Origin of the sequence: Halorubrum sp. GN12_10-3_MGM (assembly GCF_005435235.1) — an archaeon.
Taxonomy (GTDB): Archaea; Halobacteriota; Halobacteria; order Halobacteriales; family Haloferacaceae; genus Halorubrum; species Halorubrum ezzemoulense.
In genome coordinates, this window is sequence record NZ_SGUB01000012.1 from 59,016 (window position 1) to 80,807 (window position 21,792).

Consider the following 21,792-nt stretch of genomic DNA (forward strand, 5'->3'; position numbering starts at 1 on the left):
CCGACCCCCGACCGCATCGACCGACGCTCGAACGCGATTTTTCCGACCGCCGATATCCGGAGTGATAACGCCGGCCGCGATTTTATGTACGGATCCCGGGTACCGAGAGGCGATGAAGATCGTCGACGGCGACAAGGCGGAGTGCGACCGGTGCGAGTCGGTGTTCCCGCTCGAAGACGTCTCTCTGTTGGAGAAGGACACGAACCGCGACTACGAGCGGGTGCTGTGCGCCGACTGCCTGGAGGTCGTCGGTGTGCCGCGGGGGTACAGCCTGCGGCGGGACATCACCCATCTCGCGCGGTGAGTCGCCAGGCGGGACGCCCATCGAAGTCCTTTTTTAGTGGCGACGGGAAGCCGCAGCCATGGAAATCGACGCGGAACTCCGTCGGCAGATCACCGTCTCGCTGGCGGCGGCCGCGGTGTTCACCGTCGGGTTAGTCGGGATCGGGGTCACCTTCGGCGGGTCGACGGTCCTCCCCGAGGCAGGGGCGATCGCGCTCATCGGGCTGCTGGCCGGATTCGTCCTGCTGATGGCCGGCATCGGGACGTACCTGATGCGCGCGAAAGACGAGCCGTAGCCGGTCCGACCTCGCCGACTCTTTCTCCGCGTCCGGGGCGTCGCGTTCACGCCCCGGTCGTCTCGTCCGGTCGTCGCTCGGCCCGCCAGTCCGTCACCTTGTCGGCGGCCGCCACGCGTTTCTCGTAGTACGAGAGCGGGCCGATCGCGACCTGCATGTGGTCGTCCTCGTTGTGGCAGATCCCGTAGTTCGCGAGCGTCTCGCAGGTCGGCGGAGGGTACTGGGTGCCCCGGTCGTCGGTCAGGAACTTGGTCTGGTAGCGGATCCCCTCGGCGTCGAGGCTCGTGTCGGCACAGAAGGCGACGACCTCGTCGGGCGTCATCCCGATGCCGACGAGGAACGCCATCAGCGCGAACGACTCGGCCGACGAGAGCTTAGTGTCGTCCGCGGCCTTCTCGATCAGGTTGGTCATACACGGCGGGAACAGTTCGCGGTCGACGACATCCGGCGGTTCGGCGTACGTCCGCTCGGAGAGCAGGCCCCGGAGGTCGGCCACACGGGACTCCAGCGCCTCGGCGAGTGATTCCCCGAGGTCCTCGAACGGGAGTCCCTCGGCGACGCGCTCCTCGACGGCGGCCTCCAGCGCCGCCAGTAGCTCGTCGCGCGTGACGCGCACCGCGCCGTCGGCGAGCGCGCGGTTGACGAGCCGCCACGAGTCCCCCCACTCGGGCGAGGTGAGCCGGAGGTAGGATCCGACGTCGATCCGGTAGTGGTCGGGGTCGCGGCCCGCGGCGTTCCCGGTCGGTCCCCCGGCCGCGCCGCCCCTCGAACCGCCGCTGACGCCGGCGGGGGCGCTACGGCCGGGGCGCACCGCGTCCGCGAGGTCGAACTCGGCGAGCAGGTCGTCGAGCGCAACCGTCGCGGTCGACACCGACCGCAACTCGTCGTCGGTCTCGAGGTCGCGACGAACCCGGTCCATAGCAGTCGCCGCCTCAGCGGCAGCGTACTTCTCGATGGCGGGGTCGGAGTCGAGCAGCGACACGAGGATCCGGGCGATGGGGTACGAGAGGAGTTCGGCCTGTACGTCGTACGCCGACTCGCCGGGAAACGCGCCGCTCTCCGAGGCGACCGTTCCTTCGAGGAGTGCGCGCTCGACGCGCTCGCGGGCGCGCTCGACGGCCGGGGCGTCGGCCGCGACGAGGTCGGGCAGCGACACCCCGGCGGACGCGACCGCCTCGCGGGCGCTCGCGAAGAACGGGTACTTGGCGTCGAGCGCGTCCATGTCGGCCCGAGGTAGTGAGGGCCGGCGAATAAGCGGTGCGGTCCGCGGTCGGTCGAGCGGGATCGGACCGGGCGGGTCGAAGCCCCAGACGGGGCGGGCGGTGCTACTCCTCGGATCCCTCGGCGTCTCCGGGCTCCTCGACGGCCGCGCCCGGCGCGTTCGACTTGACGCTGCGCAGCCCCTGTTTCGCCTTCTGTTTGGAGGCGTACCCCTGTCCCCCGTCGGCGATGACATTGCCGTTGCCGTGCCGGAGCCGCCAGCGGTACTTGTCCGCCTTGTCGCGGAACAGCTCGAAGACGGCGTCGCTGCCCCCCTCGTCTGGCGCCTCCTCGTCGCGCGAGACGTCGACGACGTGCGCACCCGGGGCGTTCCGCTGGACGCTCTCGATCCCCGAGCGGGCGTCGCGCTTGTCGGCGTACCCCTCGCCGCCGTCGGCGATGATGTTCCCGTTGTCGTGTCGGAGCCGCCAGCGGTACTGGTCGGCGCTGTCGGCGTACAGCTCGAACGTGGCCTTGCTCGCGGCCGCGTCGGAGTCGACCGCGGCCTCCTCATCGGGCCACTCCATCTCGACCTCGAGGTGGACCGTCTCGTCGTCGCGTTCGAGTTCGACCTCGACGTCGCCGGTGGCGGCCGCGTCGACGGTCACCGTGCCGGCCTCGTCGACCGGCACCGGCTCGCCGCGTCCCAGCGCCCGAGCGATCCGGCGGAGGTACGTGGCCAGCCCCTGTCGGGTCCGCGACCGCTTCGACTCGTGGATGGTATCATCTGGCATACGCGATAACGGTCACTGCCGCGAAACAAAAGCGTATGCCCGAACTCGGATGTCGGTCGTGCGGTCCGAGGCGACGCCCGATTCGACGCCGTGCGCAACAGCGCCGCGCGAGAGGTCCGGAACCGTTCGACCGCGTCGCGTGATGGATCTAAGGATCGTCCGGCCGCTCCGCGATGATCGTCTCGCCCGCGCGCACGCCGTCGCCCTCCCTGACGAGGAGGTCGTCGCGCGTCACGTCCGCGGGCAACACGACGTCCGCGCGCGAGCCGAACGAAACGTGTCCGACGCGGTCGCCGCGCTCGACCCGGTCGCCCGCCTCGACCGAGGGGTGGATCCGGCGGGCGAACCAGCCGGCGATGACGAGCAGTTCGTAGTCGCCGAAGTCGATCGCGACCTGCTCATTGCGGTCCGACTCCTTGTCGAACGCGGGGCGGTTCGCGCCGGGGCGGTGGCGGACCTCCGTGACCTCGCCCGCGATCGGCGCGCGGTTGACGTGGACGTCGGTGACGTTCATGAACACGCCGACGCGGAGCCGCGAACCCTCCTCGCGCACGACGGAGACCGTGCCGTCGGCGGGGGAGACGACCGCTTCCTCCGGGTCGGGCGGATCGCGTTCCGGGTCGCGGTGGAACCAGAGGATCCCGACCGCGAGCGCGACGAGCGCGACGCCGACCGGCGAGAGGACAGGCAGCGCGACGGCGCCCGCGAGCGCCGGGACGAGCGCCAAGTCCCACGCGGCGTCGACCACCGGGAACGGGAGGAGCCGCGAGAGCGGCGGCGCGCGGCTCACGGGGGCACCTCCGCGTCCCGCAGTTCGGGCGAGAGCTCGGTCCGCCCCGCGGCCCACGCCGCGAGCAGGTGGACGAGGTGCGTCGTGTCGTCGAGCCCGTCTGTCATGTCGAGGTCGACCTCGCCGGCGAGCGCGTGGAGCCGCGCGAGGTCGTCGCCGCCGAACTCGGAACCGGCGCGGGCGACACGGAGCGTCTCGCGGAGCAGCTCCTGCCCGCTGTACCCCTCGTCGAGGAGGTCGTCGAGCGTCGAGCGCGCGCCCTTCAGGTCGCCGTCGCGGGCGGCGGCGAGCGCCTCGCGGAGCGCGTCGTCGTCGCCGACCTCGCCGAGCGTCTCGTAGGCGGTCGACATGGTGAGCTCGTCGCCCTCCACGGCGGTCGCCTGCGCCGAGAGGATCGCCTCTCGGAGGTCGCCGCCGGCCGCGCTGGCGACGAACTCCAGCCCGTCACCGTCGTAGTCGACGCCCTCGCAGTCGCAGATCGTCTCGAGGACGTCGATCGTCTCGTCGGTCGTCGGGGAGCGCACGCGGACCGGGAAGCAGCGCGACCGGATCGGGGCGATGAGCTTCGAGGGCTGGCGGGTCGCGATCACGAACTGCGTGGTCCGATGGTGCTTCTCCATCACGCGGCGCAGCGCCTGCTGGAAGTCCTCGCGGATCGCCTCCGCGTTGTCCAACAGGACCGTCTTGTACTCGCCGGACATCGGCGCGTACGACGCGGACTCCTTCAGCACGCGGTTTATCATGTCGCGTTTCGCCATGCTGCTCCGCCCCGCGAGGAAACCCTCGAACCGCGGGTCGGTGCGGATCTCTTTTTTCGTCCGGCCGAAGAAGTCGGCGACGTTGATCTCGATCAGGTCGGCGTCCGGGTCGGCGTGCGACGCGTCGGCGAGCGCGCGCGCGGCCGCCGTCTTCCCGACCCCCGGCGGCCCCTGAACGACGAGGTTCATCGGCTCGTCGACGGCCCGGCGCAGGCGGTCGCGGGCCTCGTTTTGCCGGATCTCGTCGAGATCTGGCGCGTGCGTGTCTATCCACAGCGGTCCCTGCATTACCGTCACCTCCGGGCCGCCCGGTCAAGAATCGGTCGGTCGCGGCGCCCCCAGCGGCGTGCGTTCGGCGGCCGACAGCGCGGCCTACCGTCGCCTCGCGCGCTCGACGGCGCGACCCAGGAGGTACGCGGCCACGAGGAGGCCGTACGCGAGGACGAGGGTCCCGGCGAGGGGGCCGAGACGCGACAGGGTGAACAGCGCGCCGCCGACTCCAACGGTGACCACGAGCGCGGTGAAGCCGAGCGTCCAGCCGAAGAAATACGCCGCGTGTCCGGCGACCGGGCGGACGGCGTCCGGGGAGAACGCTCCGCGGAGCGACCCCTCGCGCCCGTACACGGTCAACGCGATCGGCGCGAGATACGTGCCGAGGATGCCGAGGAAGAGGACGGCCGTCGAGCCGGCGAGGATCCGACCGACAGGCGCGTTCGCGCCGGGTTCCAGCGAGACGACCCCGTAGAGCGTCACGAGGAGGGCAGCGAGCGGAACGCCGAGGTACGCCAAACAGACGACCGCTCCCCCGATCGACCGACGAACGAGCGTCCGCGGCTCGGAGAGGAACGGCGGGATCGACTCGCCGCGCTCGCTGGCGGCCAACACGCGGACGAGGTAGCCGACGACCGGCACCGCCGGGAGCACGGGGACGACGACCGACAGCGCGAACAGCAGCCAGACAGCAAGCAGCGGTCGCTCGGCGGCGTCGCCGGCGATCGGGTACGTGACGGCGGCGATCGAGGGGCGCATGAGTACGCTCATCGCCCGAACCGTGGTATGCCCGTCGGTCCCGGGTCGCTCGGGACTGAAACCGTCCGTAAAGAAATCCGTCAAAAATAGTTCTAAAAAAATGAGTAAGTATATATGCCAAAGATCCATTGTACATAGTGGAGTACCATGACAAATCAAGACAAGCGGTTGTCGCGGCGACACTTCGTCGGAGCGACGGGGGCAGCGACGCTCGCAGGCCTCGCTGGCTGTTCCGGCGGCAACGGCGGCGACGGTAGCGACGGCGGCGACGGTAGCGACGGCGGCGACGGTAGCGACGGCGGCGACGGTAGCGACGGCGGCAGCGATAACACGCTCGAAGTGCTCCACGCGTGGACCGGCGGCGACGGCGCCCGCGCGGCCGAAGCACTCGTCGCGGCCTTCGAGGAGGAGTATCCGGACGTCGACCACGAGTTCAACCCGATCGGCGGCGGCGGGAATCAGAACCTCGACGCGGTCGTCGCGAACCGGCTCCAGAACGGCGACCCGCCGAGTTCCTTCGCCAACTGGCCCGGCCCGAACCTCCAGCGGTACGAGGGCGTGCTGGGCGAGGTCGGCGGCGTCTGGGAGTCCGAAGGCTTCGAGGACGTGATGGTCGACGAGGCGGTCGACCTCCACCAGTACAACGGCGCGTACCGGGCCGTTCCGCTCGGTTCGCACCGGCTGAACTGCCTGTTCTACAACACGTCGGTCGTCGAGGAAGCGGGCGTCGACCCCGACTCGCTGACGAGCGTCTCGGCGCTGATCGACGCGCTGGAGACGGTCCAGAGCGAGACTGACGCGATTCCGATGACCCACGGCGCGAGCGGCACCTGGACCACGACCCAGCTGTTCGCCTCGACGATGCTCGGACAGGAGGGGTACGACGCGTACATGAGCTTCCTTGACGGGAGCCCGGACGAGGCCGCTGTCCGCGCGACCTTCGAGTCGCTCGCGGAGATCCTCGGGAACTACATCAACGAGGACGCCTCCTCGATCGGGCTCACCGAGTCCAACCAGAACATCATCGAGGGGAACGCGGCGTTCATCCACCAGGGGAACTGGGCGGCCGGCGCCTACCGGAACGCCGAGGACTTCAATTACGACGAGGACTGGGGCTTCAAGACGTACCCCGGCTCGGAGGGCATGTACATGCTCCACTTCGACTCGTTCCTCTACCCCTCGGACAACCCGAGTCCGGAGGCCACGGAGCAGTTCATGGCCTTCGCCGGCAGCGAGGCGGCACAGGTCGCGTTCAACCAGTATAAGGGCTCGATCCCCACGCGCACCGACGTGGACATGAGCCAGTTCGGCCCGTACCTCCAGGAGACGCAGGAGGACTTCGCCAGCGCGGACCAGCGACCGCCGAACCTCCAGCACGGTCTCGGCGTCCCCTCGGAGACCATGACGTCGCTGAACGACGTGATCTCCAGCGAATTCTCCGGACCGTACGACGTCGACGCCGCCACGCAAGGATTCGTCGACGCGGTCTCTAACTGACTCCGGTCCACGATGCGACCGGATTTCGGCGGTTTCGGCGCACGAAGAACAATATGACACGAAATACTGACACCGGCGACGACAGTGGCGACGCGGTCACGGACGGCGGCGTCGCCGAGGACGGGCAGCGCTCCGGGTTCAGTCCGGTCGCCGCGCTGAACGAGCGCTTCGGCAGCGACTTCGTGGAGTCGTCGCAGTTCTGGCTCCCGCCGTTCCTGTTGGTGGGACTGTTCGTCTACGGAGCGATCATCTGGAACCTCCTGATATCGCTGACGGACTTCACCGGATTCGGGACCCCGGACTACAGCGACCTCGACCTCCAGATGTACAGCCGCGCGTTGGCGGACAGCGGGTTCGTCGACGCCGCGATCAACACCTTCATCCTGCTCGTCGGGTTCACCCTCGTGACGCTTGCGCTCGGGCTCGGGCTGGCGATCCTCATCGACCGGAACATCCGGTTCGAGAACACCTTCCGGACGATCTACCTGCTGCCGATGAGCCTCTCGTTCGTCGTCACCGCCCAGTTCTGGGCGTGGATGTTCAACTTCAACAACGGGGTGATCAACATCGTGATCACGTCGCTCGGACTCGGCCGAGTCGACTGGATCGGGAACCCGGACATCGTCCTCTGGGCGGTCATGTTCGCGCTGATGTGGCAGTTCGCTGGGTACGCGATGGTCGTGTTCCTCGCGGGCCTGCGGGCGATTCCGAACGAACACTACGAGGCGGCGAAGGTCGACGGGGCCTCCACGGTCAGGATGTACTGGCGCGTGATCATCCCCCAGCTGAAGGGGTCGACGATCAGCGCCTCGGTCGTCCTGATGGTGTTCGCGCTGAAGGCGTTCGACTTCCTCTACTCGCTCGTCGGCGGGTACCGACCACCGAACGGGGCCGACATCCTCGCGACAAAGATGGTCCGCGAGGCGTACGCGAACCTGAACTGGGCGTACGCGTCCGCGGTCGCCATCACCCTGTTCGTGATGACGCTCGGCATCGTCGGTCCGTACCTCTACTACCAGTACAACCGAGGGAACCTATGAGCAACGACGCACGAACCGACGGTGGTACGGTAACGGAAGCGGACCCCGGAGCGTCCGCTGGACTACTCTCGGGCCTCGACGCGTACCGGGTCCTCCTGTACCTCGGGCTGCTCGGGATGTTGAGCTTCTTCCTGATCCCGATCGAGTCGGGGCTCGTCACCTCGTTCAAGACGGCCAGCGGCGTGAGCGGGTCCCTTCCCTTCGCGCCGCCCACGGGCGGTACGTTCACTTTCGAGAAGTGGCGGGCGGCGTTCGACGCGCTCGGCCGGGGACTCATCAACAGCGCGCTGTACGCGATCCCGGCGACCGTCATCTCGGCGCTCCTCGGGAGTTTCACCGCCTACGGGCTCACCCAGTCGAATTGGAAGCAGAAGTACAAGGCGCCGGTCCTCGCGCTGCTGGTCGCCGGGGTATTCATTCCCTATCAGGCCGTTCTCGTGCCGCTCTCGCAGTTCTGGTCGATGATCCCGCTCCAAGAGTGGTTAGGGTTCCTGTGGGCGCTCGGGATCAACAACGACTACGCCAGCGTCATCGAACTGATCATCACGCACGTGGCGTACGGCCTGCCGATCTGTACTGTTCTGTTCAGGTCGTACTACAAGAACATGAGCGACGAGATGATCGAGGCGGCGCGGCTGGACGGCGCGTCGATTCGCCGGATCTACCGCCGCATCGTGCTCCCGCTCTCGGGACCGATGTTCGCGGTGGTCCTGATCTATCAGTTCACGCAGATCTGGAACGACCTCCTGTTCACCCTCGTGTTGGTCCAAACGGAGTCCAGCGCGGCCGCGCCGATCGTGTTGATCCTCGCGGGACTGGGAACGTCCCTCGAAGGCCAAGACTTCGCGCTCCGCATGGCGGGCGCGTTCATCGCCGCCCTCCCGACGCTCGCGGTGTACATCGCGTTCGGCGAGGAGTTCGCCGAGGGGGTGGCGACGTGACCGCCATCGCTCGCCAGCAGCAATCTATGACTCGACAGCACTCACGCAGCCGACCGGAGGAATCGCTCTCAAACCGCCGCGCCGACTCGCGGGGGCGATAGGATGGGAACGCTCGAACTCGACGGCGTGACGAAGGTGTTCCCCGACGGCGACGGCGAGATTGTCGCCGTCGACGACGTCGACATCGAGATGCGCGACGGCGAGTTCCTCGTCGTCGTCGGTCCCTCGGGCTGTGGCAAGTCGACGACGCTCCGGATGGTCGCTGGCCTTGAAACGATCTCCAGCGGGGAGATCCGCCTCGCGGGCCAGCGGGTCAACGACGTGAAACCGCAGCACCGGGACATCGCGATGGTGTTCCAGTCGTACGCCCTGTACCCCCACATGACCGTGGAAGAGAACATGGCGTTCGGGTTAGAGGAGTCGACGGATCTGTCCGACGGGGAGATCGAGACGCGCGTCGCCGACGCCGCGGAGACGATGGGCATCGCCGAGCTGCTGGACCGGAAGCCAGCCGACCTCTCCGGCGGCCAGCGGCAGCGGGTGGCGCTCGGGCGGGCGATCGTCCGCGACCCGGAGGTGTTTCTCATGGACGAGCCGCTCAGCAACCTCGACGCCAAGCTCCGGTCGGAGATGCGGACGGAGCTTCAGCGCCTCCAAGACGAGCTCGACGTGACGACGATGTACGTCACGCACGACCAGACCGAGGCGATGACGATGGGCGACCGGATCGCGATCCTCAACGCCGGCGAGCTCCAGCAGGTCGCGACGCCGCTGGAGTGTTACCACGAGCCGGCGAACCGGTTCGTCGCCGGGTTCATCGGCGACCCGTCGATGAACTTCTTCCCCGTCGAGCGGGACGGCGAGACCCTCATCGGCGACATGTTCGACTACCCGCTCTCGGGGTCGACGCTCGACGACGTGGGCGACGTGACCGACCTCACCCTCGGGGTCCGTCCGGAGGACATCTCGCTGGCCGGCGACTCGGCCGGCGACCACACCTTCTCGACGGTCGTCGAGGTCGTCGAGCCGATGGGCGACGAGAACACCGTGTACCTCCGGTTCGCGGACGCCCCGGAGGGCGAGACGTTCATCGCCACCGTCGGCGGCCTCCAGCAGGTCTCGGCCGGCGACGAGATCACCGTCGAGATCCCCGAAGAGACGATCCACCTCTTCGACGGAACCTCCGGCGAAGCGGTCCACAACCGCGAGATCGACGAGTAACGCGCCGGATTCGCTTTCGGGAGGTGGCCTCGTTTTCACTCCCGCAGCCGCTCTACCTCGCGCCGGACGCCCTCGCGGACCCTGTTCGCGACGTCCTCGCCGGGGGCGTCGACCGTCTCGGCGTCCTCGGTTTCGAGGAGGCGGTCCAGCTTGCGTTCGAACTCGCGTTCGTCGATGTCGCCGTTCGCGTAGCGCTCGCGGAGGGCGTCGAGCGCGGGGTCGCCGGTCGCGTGCGCGTCCTCGTCGGAGCCGTCGTCCGGGACCGGCTTCACCAGCGTGTGGAGGATCGGGAGCGCGATGAAGAGGCCGAAGAACCACACGAGCGGGAGCCACCACCAGACGCCGGTGAGGAGGGGCGCGGCGACGCCGGCGCCGACGACGCAGAGCGCGAACATCCGCCGCCAGCGGTGGCGGAGGTTCCACGCGATCCGGGCGGGGAGTCCGGTCATGGTCGTGGCGACGCCGGCGAGGCTGAAAGCGGTTTCGTCGCCGGGCGCGACCGCGGCGCCGCGGCGTCACTCGCGGTCGATCACCAGTCGGTCGCCGGGGTCGACGCCGTGGCGCTCGCTCCACCCGCGGGGGACTTCGAGGACGTACTTCCCGGTGCCCTCGTAGCGCGTGAGCGAGCCTGACTCCGGCGCGGCCTCGTGGATCGTCGTGACGGTCCCGTCGGTATCGACGAAGACGATATCGATTGGGAACGCCATGTCGCGCATCACGTAGGCGCGCTCGGCGGCGTCGCCGTGAACGAACAGCATCCCCTCGCCCGCGTCGAGGTCGTCGGTCGCGGAGAGTCCGACGTACTGCTTCAGGAAGCCGTCGGCGACGCGGGCCTCGACCGTCGCGAGCGACTCCCCGGTGTCGCCGTCGACGGCCTCGACCGTGGTCGTGTCGTAGCCGGTGATCAGGAACGCGGGATTGGTCGCGGCGACGGCGGCGACGGCGAGGAGGACGAGCGCGAGCGCGGCCGCGACCCCGGCGAGACGGCGGTTCACGGTCGATCGTCGCGCCGGAGAAAGAAACCGTTTTCCGCTCCCGGTGGGTTCAGACGGGTGAGGGCTCGTGGTCTAGCTGGTTATGACGCGGCCTTTACAAGGCTGAGATCGGCGGTTCGAACCCGCCCGAGCCCATTTCTGGGACGAACGAAGTGAGTCACAGAGATGTCTGCGAGGGCTGTCGAACCCTATCGGTCGCGCGCAGCGAGCGGAGCGAACGAGCACGTCCGATTTCGGTTCGAACCCGCCCGAGCCCACTGTCGCTGTCGCGAACACACCGTGAGCGACAGCGACGTGCGTGTCTGAGGGCGCGATTCGAATCCCCCCGATCCAACTTCCTGCGGCGAGCGACTCCGCGAGCCGCAGGCGCGGCCCCCGCTTACAGGTCGTCGGCGTCGAACTTCAGCAGGCCGGCGAGCGGCGGCGCGAGCGTCCAGAAGACTAACATCGCGGCCGCGGAGAGCTGCCGGTTCGCCGTCTCGCCGCTGAACAGCTGTTCGCCGAGGAACGCGTTCGACAGCGCCTCCACCGCGGTCGTGGGGTTCGAGACGCGGAGGAACACCCGGAGCTGCGTCGCCGACACCGGGAGCGCGTCGACGAGGGGGCCGGCCGCCCCGACGAGCCGCCCGGTGACCGCGCCCCAGAGCAGGACGAAGAGGACGTAGATCGCGACGCCGCCGATGAGCGCCCGGCGCTGGGTCGACGACGCGGCGGAGAAGCCCACCGCGATCGAGACGAACACGACGCCGAGCGCGGCCGCGAACACCGTGTACCCGAGGAACGCGCCGCCGTTGAACACGACGGGCGCGGCGATCAACACGAGCGCAGGGAGCAGGAAGCCGGCGAACACCGCGAGCGCGAGCGCCGCGCCGCGGCCGACGACCTTGCCGAAGACCACGTCCGCCCGCGAGTGCGGCAGCGACAGGAGCAGTTTCAGCGAGCCGGACTCGCGCTCGCCGCTCACCGCGTTGTAGCCGACGACGACGCCGACGAGCGGGACGAGCGTCGTGACGAGGAACGGACCAATGAAGACGCTCAACAGCACCTCCGTGGCGAACTGCTCGCTCTCGGCCGTGGGGCGCACGGCGAACGCGAACGCCGCGACGAGCAGCGAGAACAGCACCACCAGAGCGATCATGCCCCGCGACCGGACCGTCTCTTGGAAGTCCTTCCGGGCGATGGCGACGAGGCTCATCGGTCCACCTCCTCGGACGCCGAATCGTCGTCCGTCGCGTCGTCGGTCGGTTCGCCTTCGGTCGGCGCGGAGGCGGCGGCGCCGGCGTCGCGCGTCGCCGCGTCGCCCTCCGTGTAGGCGAGGAAGAGGTCCTCCAGCGACGCCTCGCGGGTGTGGAAGTCGGCGACCGCGACGCCGGCGTCCTCCAAGGCGGCGATGACCTCGGTCTTCGCGTCGCTGTCGCAGTTCACCACCAGTTCGTCGCCGTCGCGGGTGACGCCCGAGACGCCGTCGAGCGCGCGGACCGCCGCCATCGCCTCGTCGTCGGCGCCGGCAGCCGCGACGTCGAGCGTCTCCTCGCCGCCGACGGCCTCGCGGAGCCCTTCGACGGAGTCTTCGGCCACCAGTTCGCCGTCGCGGAGGATGCCCACGCGGTCGCAGACGGCGTCGACCTGTTCGAGGATGTGCGAGGAGAAGAAGACGGTCGCACCGCGCTCGGCCTCCGCGCGGACGATCTCGCGCATCTCCTTCGCGCCGGCCGGGTCGAGGCCGGAGGAGGGCTCGTCGAGGACCAGCAGGTCGGGGTCGTCGACGAGCGCCATCGCGAGGGCGAGCCGCTGGCGCATCCCCTTCGAGTACTCCCCGGCAGCCCGGTCGGCGGCGTCGGCGAGCCCGACGCGCGCCAACAGCGCGTCTGGGTCGTCCGCGGCCTCTTTCGACTCCACGGCGAACTCGACGTGTTTCCGCCCGGAGAGGCGGTCGTACACAGAGAATCCGTCGGGGAGCACGCCGGTCCGACGCCGGACATCGACCCCGTCGGTCGCCACGTCGGCACCGAGGACGCGGACCGTCCCCGCCGTCGGGCGGACGAGGTCCAAGAGCATGTCGATCGTCGTCGACTTGCCCGCGCCGTTCGGGCCGAGGAACCCGTACACCTCGCCGTCTTCGACGGTGAGATCGAGGTCGCGGACGGCCGTGACGTCGCCGAACTCCTTGGTCACGCCCCGCAGTTCGATCGCGGTCATATCATTCGGTTCCGTCGTAAGTTGATAAATGGTTGCGGGTCGCCGCGGAGCGCGGCCGACGGTGCCCCCGTTCCCGTCGCCTCAGTCGTCGGTCGGCGGCCAGTCGACGCCGCGGTCCGCGAGCAGGTCGCCGAACCCGTCCTCGTCGACGACCGGCACGTCCTCGGCGGCCGCGTCGTCGCGCTTCGACCGGCCCGGGTTCTCGCCGGCGACGAGGTAATCCGTGTTCCCGGAGACGCTCGACGTCGCCGACGCGCCGTGCGCCTCGACGTGCGCCTGGGCCTCGCTCCGCGGGACGGAGAGCGACCCGGTGAACACGAAGGTGAGGCCGTCGAGCGCGTCGGCCGGAGCGTCGCCCGCGTCGCTCTCGAACGGCTCGGGGTCGACGCCGCGCTCGCGGAGCCCCGCGATCGCGGCGCGGTTCTCCTCGCGGGCGAAGAACGAGCGGATCGACCCGGCCACTTCGGGGCCGACGTCGTCGACCTCGCGGAGGGCCGCCTCGTCGGCGTCGAGGAGGGCGTCGAGCGTCCCGAAGTGCGCGGCGAGCGCCCGCGCCGTCGTCGCGCCGACGTCCGGGATCCCGAGTCCGGCGAGGAAGTCGTCGAGCGGCGGGTCGCGGGTGGCGTCGAGCTCGGCGATCAGGTTCTCGGCGCTCGTCTCGCCCCACCCTTCCAGTGCGGCGAGATCGGCGGCGGTCAGGTCGTACAGGTCCGGCAGCGACTCGACGAGGCCGGCCTCGCGGAGCTGTTCGACGCGCTCCGGGCCGAGCCCCTCCACGTCGAGCGCGTCGCGGCGCGCCCAGTGTTCGACCGCCCGCTCCAGCTGCGCGGGGCAGCCGAGCCCGCCGGTACAGAACGCGAGCGGGCCGTCGCGCTCGACCGCGGCGCCGCAGACCGGGCAGGCGTCGGGGAACTCGTAGGTCCCCTCCGACCGCTTCTCGACGACCTCCGGGACGTAGGGGATCACGTCGCCCGCGCGGTAGATCCGGACCCGGTCGCCGACGTTCACGCCGAGCGCCTCGATCTCCGCGGGGTTGTGGAGCGTCGCGCGCGAGACGGTGACCCCGCCGACCGCGACGGGGTCGAGCTCGGCGACGGGCGTGAGCCGTCCGGTGCGGCCCACCTGGACCGTGACGCCCTCGACCGTTGTCGTCGCGGTCCGCGGCGGGAACTTATGCGCGAACGCCCACCGCGGCGCGCGCGACGTGCTCCCGAGCGCCTCGCGGTGCGCTTGCGCGTCGACCTTGATCACGACGCCGTCGACCGCGTAGTTCAGCTCGTCGCGGGCGGCGAGAATCTCGTCGCGGTAGTCGATCGCGGCCTCGACATCGTCGACGACTTTCACGCGGTCGTTCCGCCGGAGGCCGAGCGACGCGAACGCGTCGAGCGCGTCGCGGTGGCGCGCGGGGCGCTCGGGGCCGTCGTCGCCCGTCTCCCACGCCAGCACGTCGAAAAAGAAGACGTCGAGGGGGCGCTCGGCGACGACCGCGGGGTCGAGCTGGCGGAGCGTCCCGGCCGCTGCGTTCCGAGGGTTCGCGAAGGGCTCCTCGCCGCGCTCCATGAGCGCCTCGTTGTACGCCTCGAATGCGTCGCGGGGCATGTACACCTCCCCGCGGACCGCGAGGCGCTCGGGGTGGTCGTCGCCCCGGAGCCGCGCGGGGACCGATCCGATCGTCCGGACCTGCTCGGTCACGTCGTCGCCCTCGCGCCCGTCACCGCGCGTGGCCGCGCGGACGTACGCGCCGCCTTCGTACACCACCTCGACGGAGAGCCCGTCGAACTTCGGCTCGCAGACGTACGCGAGGTCGCCGGGGTCGAACCCGGGGAGGTCGCCGGCGTCGGCCGCGTCCGCCAATCCCTCGCGGACGCGCTCGTCGAACTCGCGGACGGCGTCGGCGTCGGTGTCGTTGTCGATCGAGCGCATCGGCGCGACGTGCTCGACGCTCTCCAGCTCGTCGAGCGGTTCGCCGCCGACTCGGCGCGTCGGCGAGTCCTCGGTCGGGAGGTCGAACGCCGCTTCGAGGTCCGCCAGTCGGGCGAACAGCCGGTCGTACTCCTCGTCGGTGACGAGGGGGGCAGCCTCGACGTAGTACCGGTGGTCGTGTTCGCGGACGGCCGCCCGGAGCAGGGCGGCCTGTTCGGCGGCCTCGTCCTCGGAGAGGTCGGCGACCGGGTCGAAGTCGGTCGGCGGGTCTTCGACGTAAGGGTTCTCGTCCGGGTCCGCGTGCCGGGTCGACGAGGTCGTCATCGGTCGATCGTCGGGGCGCGACCCGGTAAAAAGGCCGGTTCGCGAGCGGCCGTCGGACGGTGTCCGGGTCGGCCGTCAGGCGACGCGCTCGCCGCGGGCGAACACCGCGTCCGGGTCCCGCCACGCCTCGACGTCCTCGGTCGGGTCGGCGTCGAGGACGACGAGGTCGGCCCGATACCCCTCGGCGACGAGCCCCACGTCGTCGAGTCCGAGCAGGTCGGCGGCGTTGACGGTGGCGGCCTCCAGCGCGCGCTCCGGCGAGAGCCCGTAATCGACCATGTACCCCATCTCCTGCGGGATCTCCTCGAAGAAGTTGAACGGCGTGCCCGCGTCGGTCCCCATCGCGATCGGGACGCCCGCGTCGAGCGCGTGGTCCCACGCGTCGCCGAAGCGCTCGGCGGCGTCCTCGGCCTTCGCGACGGCGTCTTCGGGGATCCCGGCCTCGATCCCGTTGTCGACGATGCCGCGGAGGGCGCTCGCGGTCGGCACCCAGTAGGTGCCGCGCTCGGCCATCATTTCGGCGGCCTCGCGGTCCATGAACGTCCCGTGTTCGATACTGGAGATGCCGGCCTCCACCGCGTTCTTGATCCCGACCTCGCCGTGAGCGTGGGCCGCGGTCGGCGTGTCCGTGGGCGCCGCGGCGTCGGTGAACGCGGCGAGCTCCTCGGGTGTCAGTTCGGGCGCACCCGTCACCGCGCCCTCGGTGAGCACACCGCCGGTGGCCATACACTTGAGCACGTCCGCGCCCGCCTTCAGCTGCTCGCGGGCCGCCTTCCGCACCTCCGCGGGGCCGTCGGCCTCCCGACCGAACCAGTTGCCGTGGCCGCCGGTCATGATCACGTTGCGGCCGCAGGCGAGCACGCGCGGCCCGTCGATGTCGCCGGCCGCGATCGCCTCGCCGGCGTCGAGCGCGAGCGTCCCGCGGCTGCCGAGGTCGCGGACGGTCGTGACGCCCGCTTCGACCGCGGCCTCGAGGTTGCTCGCGGCCCGGTAGCTCGCCGCGTAGTCGCTGTCGGAGACCGCCGTCGAGACGTCCGGTCGCCCGTCCATCATCGCGTGGACGTGCGCGTCGATCAGTCCGGGCGAGACGACCCGCCCGTCGGCGTCGACCTCCGTGACCTCCCCCGCGTCGCGCTCCGCGACCGCGTCGTCGACCGCCGCCGGCTCGCCGACCGCGACGATATCGCCGTCCGCGACCGCCACGTCGGCCTCGCGGGTCCCCTCGGCGTCCGCCACGCGACCGCCTCGCAGTACGTACATGCCACCACGAGGGAGCGTCAGGGTCGTAAACGCTCGGGTCGCGGTAGTCGGGGAGGCGAGCGCGCGCTCGTGTCAATCGCCACTACATATAACCGGCTGGCCGGAGTCAGCCGTCATATGGCAACAGATGACAAACAAGACGGCGGCGGACTGTACCGGCGGCGAATCGGCACGCCGACGACGACCGACGAGGTGAACGGCTACTGGCTGTTCGGCTTCGGCGTGCTGCTCGGCCTCGCCGGCGTCGCGGTGTTTCTCCTCACCGAGTCGGCGACCGTCGCCCGCGGCGTCGGGTACGCGCTGGCCGCGCTGGCCCCGCCGTTCGTGATGCTCGGGGCCGTGATCCGGTTCCCGCTCCAGCGGACCGGGACGTACCTCGGCTACCTCGGCACGGCGGTGAGCGTCCTCGGCGTCGTGTGGTTCGTGAACGTCTTCCCGGACGGGTGGCTCACCGCGTCGGGCGACCCGGCCGTGATCACCGTCTACGGGGTCGGGCTCCTCCTGATCGGGGTCGCGGGGACGGTCGTCCCCCTGCTCTCGGACCCCGTCTACGAGGACTACGAGCGCATGCGCGACGAGGCCGCCGCGGCGACCGCGACGGCCGAGGAGGCGGGTGAGGAGCTGGCGGCGACCCGTGGCGAGCTGGCGTCGACGGAGTCCGAGCTGGAGGCGGCCCGTGAAGATCTCTCGGAGACAGAGGCCGACCTCGAAGCGACCCGTGACGAGCTGACGGCCGCGGAGGCCGTCGTCGCGTCGCTGCGCGAGAGCAAGGCCCGGTTCGAGCTGTTCGAGGACGCGAGCGGGAAGCCGCGCTGGCGGCTCCGCCACCGCAACGGCAACGTCATCGCGACCGCCGGACAGGGGTACAGCAGCCGCGGGAAAGCCCAGCAGGGCCTCCACAGCGTGCGCCGGAACGCGCTCGGCGCCGGCCTCCTCCGGATCGAGACGCCGGTCGAGGAGGCGGCGGCCGTGGCCGACGACGACGGCCCGGAGCCGACCGACGCGACGGACCCGGACGTGGCCATCCCGGACGAGACGGAGGGCCCGGAGAGCGACGCGACGTTCGAGCTGTACGCCGACGCCGCCGACGAGTGGCGCTTTCGGCTCCGCCACGACAACGGCGAGATCGTCGGCGACTCCGGCGAGGGGTACGCCTCCAAGTCGAACGCGAAGCGCGCGCTCTCGAAGCTGCGCGACCACGTCGCAGCCGCGGACTACCTCCGGATCGACCCCGCCGCGTTCGAGGTGTTCGAGGACGCGGCCAGCGAGTACCGCTGGCGGCTCGTCCACCAGAACGGGAACGTCATCGCCGACTCCGGCCAGGGGTACGCCTCCCGGTCGAAGGCACAGCAGGGGCTCGACAGCGTCAGGTCCAACGCGGGCGGCGCGGGGCTCGAGTTCCCGGACGACGAGGAGGCGGAGGGCCGGGCGGGCGACGGCGAGAGCAAGGCGACGTTCGAAGCCTACGAGGACAGGGGCGGCAAGTGGCGCTGGCGGCTCGTCCACGACAACGGGAACATCATCGCCGACTCCGGCCAGGGGTACGCCTCCGAGTCGAACGCGACGGACGCGGTCAAGCGCGTCGGCGAGTACGCCCCCGACGCGAGCGCGCTGGCGGCCGGCGGGGCGGCGTTCGACATATACGAGGACGCCGCCGACGAGTGGCGCTGGCGGCTCCGTCACCGCAACGGCAACGTCCTCGCGGACTCAGGCGAGGGGTACGCCTCCCGGTCGAGCGCCGTCGAGGCCGTGACGGGCGTGAAGGCCAACGCTCCCGGGGCGGAGACGGTCGAGCAGTAGACCGGGCGGTAGAGCCGGGCGGTCCGTCGCGCGTTTTTACCCGGATCAGGTCGCCGCGAGAAGCTTCAGCCGCAGGTCGCGCTCGTCGACCTCGTACTTGAACGCCGGGTGGCCGTCGACCAGCACGTAGGGGACGCGCTCGCCGTACTCGTCTGCCAGTTCCGGGTCGGTATCGACGTCTATCTCGTCGATATCGACCGTCACGGGGTCGAGGTCGGCGGCGACCGACTCGATCGTCTCGCGGGCGATGACGCACAACGAGCAGTTCTCGCGGGTGTAGAGGGTGACAGGGACGGTCGTCGGGCCCTCGTCGGCCGAGGCTTCGTCCCCGGTCACGGCTCGGAGGAGCCGTCCGCGTCGTCGGCCGGTTCGGCGGGGTCGTCCGCGTCGCCGGTCAGCTCCTCGGCGACCGTCGCGGCGTCCAGCAGTTCGGGGCCGACCGCGAGGTCGGCGACCGTCGCGACGAACTCCGGCAGCGACCGGCTCGCGTACGTCACGATCTGGACCTCCGGATTCTTTTCCTTCGCGACCGGGATACCGGTCGCTTCCTCCACGTCGGTGAGGACGAAGTACGCGGCGTCGGCGATGCCGGCCTCGGCGAGCGCGTCGGCGGTGACGAGCCCCTCGATACGGTTGATCGCGACGCCGCACGCGGCGAGCTCCTCGCCGAGCCCGTGCTCGTCGGGGCCGGCGACGACGGCGAGTGGTTGGTCCGTCATCACTCGTACTCGATCGTCGCGGGCGGCTTGTGGGTCACGTCGTAGACGACCCGCGCCACGTTCTCGTTCTCGCCGGTGATCCGGCTCTGGATCCGCTGGAGCGTACTCCAGTCGAGCTCCTGCGCGCGGGCGGTCATCCCGTCACGGCTCTCGACGGAGCGCACGGCGACTACCCAGCCGTGGACGCGGTTGTCGCCCTTGACGCCGGTCGCCTTGCCGAGGACCGCGGCGAACGCCTGCCACGGGTCGTACTCCGCTAACTCCTCCTCGACGACGTGGGTCGCCTCGCGGGCGACCGCGGCCTTCTCGGGGGTCACCTCGCCGACGATCCGGACGGCGAGCCCGGGCCCGGGGAACGGCATGCGCTCGGAGATGATCTCCTCGAGGCCGAGCTCCCGGGCGACCTCGCGCACCTCGTCCTTGTAGAGGTCGCGGACGGGCTCGACGATCCCCTCGAAGTCGACGACCTCGGGGAGCCCGCCGACGTTGTGGTGCGACTTGATGTTCCCCTCCGACTCGATGCGGTCGGGGTAGATCGTCCCCTGAACGAGGTAGTCGGCGTCCACGTCGCGCGCGACCGTCTCGAACTCGTCGATGAACCCCTCGCCGATGACGTGGCGCTTCTCCTCGGGGTCGGTGACACCTTCGAGCCGGTCGAAGAACCGGTCCTGCGCCTCGATGACGCGCAGCGACTCCATGAAGTCGAACGTGTCCCGTATCTCCGCGGTCTCCCCCTTCCGCATCAGTCCCGTGTCGACGTAGACGGGGGTGAGCTGGTCGCCGACCGCCTCGTAGGCGAGCGTCGCCGCGACCGAGGAGTCGACCCCGCCGGATAAGGCGATCACGGCGTTCGCGTCGCCGATCGCCTCCCGTATCTCCGCTTTCGCCTCCGCGATGAATTCCTCCGTCTCGACCATCTATAGCCTCACGTCCGCGTTCCGCTCGGTTGTGTCCGTCGATCCCAGCGCCGCCTCGACGAGGGAGACGAACGGCGGGCTCGCGCGGTCGGGCCGCGACCGGAACTCGGGGTGCGCCTGCGTCCCGAAGAAGAACGGGTGGCCCGGGCGTTCGAGTATCTCCATCCGGTTGTCGGCGCGCCCCGAGAAGACGAGTCCGTCGGCCTCCAGATCGTCGATGTACTCAGGGTTCACCTCGTAGCGGTGGCGGTGGCGCTCGGTACAGGCGTCGGCGTCGTACACCCGGGCGGCGAGCGTGTCGGGCTCGATGTCGGTCTCGTGGGCGCCGAGCCGCATCGTCCCGCCCATGTCCTCCGTCTCGTACTGCTCGGGGAGCAGGTCGATGACGGGGTGCGGCGTGTCGGGGTCGATCTCCGCGGAGTGGGCGCCGTCGAGCCCGAGGATGTTGCGCGCGTGTTCGACGACGGCCATCTGGAAGCCCAAGCAGAGCCCGAGGAACGGCACGCCGTTCTCGCGGGCGTAGCGGATCGCCTCGATCTTCCCGTCGGTCCCGCGGGAGCCGAAGCCGCCGGGGACGACGACCGCGTCGGCCTCGGCGAGCCGCTTCTCGTGTTCGGCCTGCGTCTCGTCGGCATCGACCCACAGCACGTTCACCTCGGTGCCGGTCTGGATGCCGGCGTGTTTCAGCGCCTCGTGGATCGACATGTACGCGTCTTCAAGCGCGTACTTGCCCACGAGCGCCACGTCGATCTCCTCGTCGCGGTCGCGGGTGACCAGCTCGCGCCACTCCGTCGACCGCTCTTCCTTCGGAAGCGCCTCGTCGGCGAGGCCGAGCCGCTCCATCACGTACTCGTCTAATCCCTCGTCTTCGACCATCAGCGGGACGTGGTAGATGTCCTCGACATCGGGGTTCGAGAAGACGGCGTCCGTGGGCACGTCACAGAAGAGCGCGATCTTCTCTTTCGTCTCCGGGTCGAGTCGGTCCTCCGAGCGGCCGACGAGGATGTCGGGCTGGAGGCCGATCGAGCGCAGCTCTTTCACGGAGTGCTGGGTGGGCTTCGTCTTCTGCTCGCCGTTCTTCGAGTACGGGACGAGGGTGACGTGCGTGAAGAGGATGTCATCGTCGTCCTCCTCGTGGGCGAACTGGCGGAGGGCTTCGAGGAACGGCATCGACTCGATATCTCCGACCGTCCCGCCGATCTCGACGAGACAGACATCGCTCCCCTCGGCGGCCTCCCGGATGCGACGCTTGATGTCGTCGGTGACGTGCGGGATGATCTGGACGGTCTTGCCGAGGTAGTCGCCGGCGCGCTCGCGCTCGATGACGTGCTGGTACGTCTTCCCCGTGGTAACGTTGTGGTCGAACGTCATGTCGGTCCCGAGGAAGCGCTCGTAGTTGCCGAGGTCGAGGTCGACCTCGCCGCCGTCCTTGAGGACGTACACCTCACCGTGCTCGTACGGGTTCATCGTCCCGGCGTCGACGTTGAGGTACGGGTCCACCTTGACGGCGGTGACGTCGAAGCCCGCGTTGGCGAGAAGGCGCCCGGTGCTGGCGGCGGTGATGCCCTTGCCCAGCCCGGACATCACTCCGCCCGTGACGAACACGAACTTCCGACCCAGCGAGGGGTCGTACCCCGTGTCGGGATCTGCTGGCATATCGACCGTCCGGCAGGCCGGGGCAAAACCGTTTCGGACCCCGCGGTTCGCTGGACGTTCGTGTCGTTTCGGGACGTGTCGGATCACCGTGGAGAACTGTGTGGTGGCGAGGTGATCGAGGCCGTCAGGTCGACCGCTTGTTCGGAAGTCG

At 70.0% G+C, this 21,792-nt stretch carries 22 protein-coding genes and 1 tRNA gene; 8 read left to right on the top strand and 15 right to left on the bottom strand.

Translation table 11 applies throughout. The features are described from left to right. The first annotated feature begins 112 nt into the window (after nucleotides 1–112). Entirely contained in the window at nucleotides 113–304 is a 192-nt protein-coding gene (locus tag EXE47_RS10565) for a hypothetical protein (RefSeq protein ID WP_049932696.1), read from the top strand. 58 nt (nucleotides 305–362) lie between these two features. After that, nucleotides 363–578: a hypothetical protein gene (locus EXE47_RS10570; protein ID WP_049932697.1), complete on the top strand. Its 216-nt coding sequence runs from the start codon at nucleotides 363–365 to the stop codon at nucleotides 576–578. 46 nt (nucleotides 579–624) lie between these two features. On the opposite strand, the gene EXE47_RS10575 is transcribed toward EXE47_RS10570, so the two are convergent. The 5 genes from EXE47_RS10575 to EXE47_RS10595 form a co-directional block, all read right to left on the bottom strand. Continuing rightward, entirely contained in the window at nucleotides 625–1,800 is a 1,176-nt protein-coding gene (locus tag EXE47_RS10575) for a DNA primase (protein ID WP_089308442.1), read from the bottom strand. Between the two features lie 103 nt (nucleotides 1,801–1,903). Next, nucleotides 1,904–2,572 carry an HVO_2922 family protein gene (locus EXE47_RS10580; protein ID WP_089308443.1) on the bottom strand — a complete coding sequence of 223 codons (669 nt, stop codon included), beginning with the start codon at nucleotides 2,570–2,572 and terminating at the stop codon, nucleotides 1,904–1,906. Between the two features lie 148 nt (nucleotides 2,573–2,720). Further along, nucleotides 2,721–3,362, bottom strand: coding sequence for a protein sorting system archaetidylserine decarboxylase (locus tag EXE47_RS10585; RefSeq protein WP_049932700.1), 642 nt, complete (start codon nucleotides 3,360–3,362; stop codon nucleotides 2,721–2,723). Continuing rightward, nucleotides 3,359–4,408: an AAA family ATPase gene (locus EXE47_RS10590; RefSeq protein ID WP_049932701.1), complete on the bottom strand. Its 1,050-nt coding sequence runs from the start codon at nucleotides 4,406–4,408 to the stop codon at nucleotides 3,359–3,361. The genes EXE47_RS10585 and EXE47_RS10590 overlap by 4 nt, the downstream gene beginning before the upstream one ends. A gap of 84 nt (nucleotides 4,409–4,492) precedes the next feature. Next, a complete protein-coding gene (locus EXE47_RS10595) occupies nucleotides 4,493–5,149 on the bottom strand; it encodes a DUF4013 domain-containing protein (RefSeq protein WP_049932702.1) in 657 nt (218 codons plus the stop codon). 147 nt (nucleotides 5,150–5,296) lie between these two features. On the opposite strand from EXE47_RS10595, the gene EXE47_RS10600 reads away from it, so the two are divergent. The 4 genes from EXE47_RS10600 to EXE47_RS10615 all read left to right on the top strand — a co-directional run bounded on the left by EXE47_RS10600 (nucleotide 5,297) and on the right by EXE47_RS10615 (nucleotide 9,848). Continuing rightward, nucleotides 5,297–6,646: an ABC transporter substrate-binding protein gene (locus tag EXE47_RS10600; protein WP_089308444.1), complete on the top strand. Its 1,350-nt coding sequence runs from the start codon at nucleotides 5,297–5,299 to the stop codon at nucleotides 6,644–6,646. Nucleotides 6,647–6,699: 53 nt separating this feature from the next. After that, a complete protein-coding gene (locus EXE47_RS10605; protein ID WP_049932706.1) occupies nucleotides 6,700–7,686 on the top strand; it encodes a carbohydrate ABC transporter permease in 987 nt (328 codons plus the stop codon). Continuing rightward, complete coding sequence (locus tag EXE47_RS10610; RefSeq protein WP_086215243.1) at nucleotides 7,683–8,627, top strand: carbohydrate ABC transporter permease; 945 nt, start codon at nucleotides 7,683–7,685, stop codon at nucleotides 8,625–8,627. The genes EXE47_RS10605 and EXE47_RS10610 overlap by 4 nt, the downstream gene beginning before the upstream one ends. Before the next feature lie 102 nt (nucleotides 8,628–8,729). Next, nucleotides 8,730–9,848 carry an ABC transporter ATP-binding protein gene (locus tag EXE47_RS10615; protein WP_089308445.1) on the top strand — a complete coding sequence of 373 codons (1,119 nt, stop codon included), beginning with the start codon at nucleotides 8,730–8,732 and terminating at the stop codon, nucleotides 9,846–9,848. Between the two features lie 35 nt (nucleotides 9,849–9,883). Here EXE47_RS10615 and EXE47_RS10620 read toward each other — a convergent pair whose 3' ends face one another. Continuing rightward, on the bottom strand, nucleotides 9,884–10,297 hold the full coding sequence (locus EXE47_RS10620) for an SHOCT domain-containing protein (protein WP_089308446.1): 414 nt from the start codon (nucleotides 10,295–10,297) through the stop codon (nucleotides 9,884–9,886). A gap of 66 nt (nucleotides 10,298–10,363) precedes the next feature. Beyond that, entirely contained in the window at nucleotides 10,364–10,843 is a 480-nt protein-coding gene (locus EXE47_RS10625; RefSeq protein WP_089308447.1) for a DUF192 domain-containing protein, read from the bottom strand. Nucleotides 10,844–10,904: 61 nt separating this feature from the next. On the opposite strand from EXE47_RS10625, the gene EXE47_RS10630 reads away from it, so the two are divergent. Then, a tRNA-Val gene (locus EXE47_RS10630) sits at nucleotides 10,905–10,978 on the top strand. 244 nt (nucleotides 10,979–11,222) lie between these two features. Here EXE47_RS10630 and EXE47_RS10635 read toward each other — a convergent pair. The 4 genes from EXE47_RS10635 to EXE47_RS10650 form a co-directional block, all read right to left on the bottom strand. After that, nucleotides 11,223–12,038 carry an ABC transporter permease subunit gene (locus EXE47_RS10635; RefSeq protein WP_089308448.1) on the bottom strand — a complete coding sequence of 272 codons (816 nt, stop codon included), beginning with the start codon at nucleotides 12,036–12,038 and terminating at the stop codon, nucleotides 11,223–11,225. Continuing rightward, entirely contained in the window at nucleotides 12,035–13,042 is a 1,008-nt protein-coding gene (locus EXE47_RS10640) for an ABC transporter ATP-binding protein (protein WP_089308449.1), read from the bottom strand. Before EXE47_RS10640 ends, EXE47_RS10635 begins: the two co-directional genes overlap by 4 nt. 81 nt (nucleotides 13,043–13,123) lie before the next feature. Continuing rightward, the gene (gene ligA, locus EXE47_RS10645; RefSeq protein ID WP_137703571.1) at nucleotides 13,124–15,289 is read right to left on the bottom strand and encodes an NAD-dependent DNA ligase LigA; all 2,166 of its coding nucleotides are present in this window, start codon (nucleotides 15,287–15,289) and stop codon (nucleotides 13,124–13,126) included. A 75-nt stretch (nucleotides 15,290–15,364) separates the two neighbouring features. Next, the gene (locus EXE47_RS10650; protein WP_176450643.1) at nucleotides 15,365–16,549 is read right to left on the bottom strand and encodes an amidohydrolase family protein; all 1,185 of its coding nucleotides are present in this window, start codon (nucleotides 16,547–16,549) and stop codon (nucleotides 15,365–15,367) included. Between the two features lie 117 nt (nucleotides 16,550–16,666). On the opposite strand from EXE47_RS10650, the gene EXE47_RS10655 reads away from it, so the two are divergent. Beyond that, on the top strand, nucleotides 16,667–18,349 hold the full coding sequence (locus EXE47_RS10655) for an HVO_2922 family protein (RefSeq protein WP_137703572.1): 1,683 nt from the start codon (nucleotides 16,667–16,669) through the stop codon (nucleotides 18,347–18,349). Nucleotides 18,350–18,394: 45 nt separating this feature from the next. Here EXE47_RS10655 and EXE47_RS10660 read toward each other — a convergent pair whose 3' ends face one another. The 4 genes from EXE47_RS10660 to EXE47_RS10675 are packed head-to-tail and all read right to left on the bottom strand — an operon-like array spanning nucleotide 18,395 to nucleotide 21,641. Further along, complete coding sequence (locus tag EXE47_RS10660; RefSeq protein WP_089308452.1) at nucleotides 18,395–18,685, bottom strand: glutaredoxin family protein; 291 nt, start codon at nucleotides 18,683–18,685, stop codon at nucleotides 18,395–18,397. Beyond that, nucleotides 18,682–19,068: a CTP synthetase gene (locus EXE47_RS10665; protein ID WP_049932720.1), complete on the bottom strand. Its 387-nt coding sequence runs from the start codon at nucleotides 19,066–19,068 to the stop codon at nucleotides 18,682–18,684. Before EXE47_RS10665 ends, EXE47_RS10660 begins: the two co-directional genes overlap by 4 nt. After that, nucleotides 19,068–19,985 (bottom strand): glutamine-hydrolyzing GMP synthase, encoded by a 918-nt coding sequence (gene guaA, locus EXE47_RS10670; RefSeq protein ID WP_049932721.1) that lies wholly within the window; start codon nucleotides 19,983–19,985, stop codon nucleotides 19,068–19,070. Before guaA ends, EXE47_RS10665 begins: the two co-directional genes overlap by 1 nt. Beyond that, entirely contained in the window at nucleotides 19,986–21,641 is a 1,656-nt protein-coding gene (locus EXE47_RS10675; RefSeq protein ID WP_089308453.1) for a CTP synthase, read from the bottom strand. Nucleotides 21,642–21,792: the final 151 nt, after the last annotated feature.

Bases quoted from the DNA above. Each gene is read 5' to 3' on its own strand.
- EXE47_RS10565 (WP_049932696.1), top strand. From the start codon at position 113: ATGAAGATCGTCGACGGCGACAAGGCGGAGTGCGACCGGTGCGAGTCG.
- EXE47_RS10570 (WP_049932697.1), top strand. From the start codon at position 363: ATGGAAATCGACGCGGAACTCCGTCGGCAGATCACCGTCTCGCTGGCG.
- EXE47_RS10575 (WP_089308442.1), bottom strand. From the start codon at position 1,800: ATGGACGCGCTCGACGCCAAGTACCCGTTCTTCGCGAGCGCCCGCGAG.
- EXE47_RS10580 (WP_089308443.1), bottom strand. From the start codon at position 2,572: ATGCCAGATGATACCATCCACGAGTCGAAGCGGTCGCGGACCCGACAG.
- EXE47_RS10590 (WP_049932701.1), bottom strand. From the start codon at position 4,408: ATGCAGGGACCGCTGTGGATAGACACGCACGCGCCAGATCTCGACGAG.
- EXE47_RS10595 (WP_049932702.1), bottom strand. From the start codon at position 5,149: ATGCGCCCCTCGATCGCCGCCGTCACGTACCCGATCGCCGGCGACGCC.
- EXE47_RS10600 (WP_089308444.1), top strand. From the start codon at position 5,297: ATGACAAATCAAGACAAGCGGTTGTCGCGGCGACACTTCGTCGGAGCG.
- EXE47_RS10605 (WP_049932706.1), top strand. From the start codon at position 6,700: ATGACACGAAATACTGACACCGGCGACGACAGTGGCGACGCGGTCACG.
- EXE47_RS10610 (WP_086215243.1), top strand. From the start codon at position 7,683: ATGAGCAACGACGCACGAACCGACGGTGGTACGGTAACGGAAGCGGAC.
- EXE47_RS10615 (WP_089308445.1), top strand. From the start codon at position 8,730: ATGGGAACGCTCGAACTCGACGGCGTGACGAAGGTGTTCCCCGACGGC.
- EXE47_RS10620 (WP_089308446.1), bottom strand. From the start codon at position 10,297: ATGACCGGACTCCCCGCCCGGATCGCGTGGAACCTCCGCCACCGCTGG.
- EXE47_RS10635 (WP_089308448.1), bottom strand. From the start codon at position 12,038: ATGAGCCTCGTCGCCATCGCCCGGAAGGACTTCCAAGAGACGGTCCGG.
- EXE47_RS10640 (WP_089308449.1), bottom strand. From the start codon at position 13,042: ATGACCGCGATCGAACTGCGGGGCGTGACCAAGGAGTTCGGCGACGTC.
- ligA (WP_137703571.1), bottom strand. From the start codon at position 15,289: ATGACGACCTCGTCGACCCGGCACGCGGACCCGGACGAGAACCCTTAC.
- EXE47_RS10650 (WP_176450643.1), bottom strand. From the start codon at position 16,549: ATGTACGTACTGCGAGGCGGTCGCGTGGCGGACGCCGAGGGGACCCGC.
- EXE47_RS10655 (WP_137703572.1), top strand. From the start codon at position 16,667: ATGGCAACAGATGACAAACAAGACGGCGGCGGACTGTACCGGCGGCGA.
- EXE47_RS10665 (WP_049932720.1), bottom strand. From the start codon at position 19,068: ATGACGGACCAACCACTCGCCGTCGTCGCCGGCCCCGACGAGCACGGG.
- guaA (WP_049932721.1), bottom strand. From the start codon at position 19,985: ATGGTCGAGACGGAGGAATTCATCGCGGAGGCGAAAGCGGAGATACGG.
- EXE47_RS10675 (WP_089308453.1), bottom strand. From the start codon at position 21,641: ATGCCAGCAGATCCCGACACGGGGTACGACCCCTCGCTGGGTCGGAAG.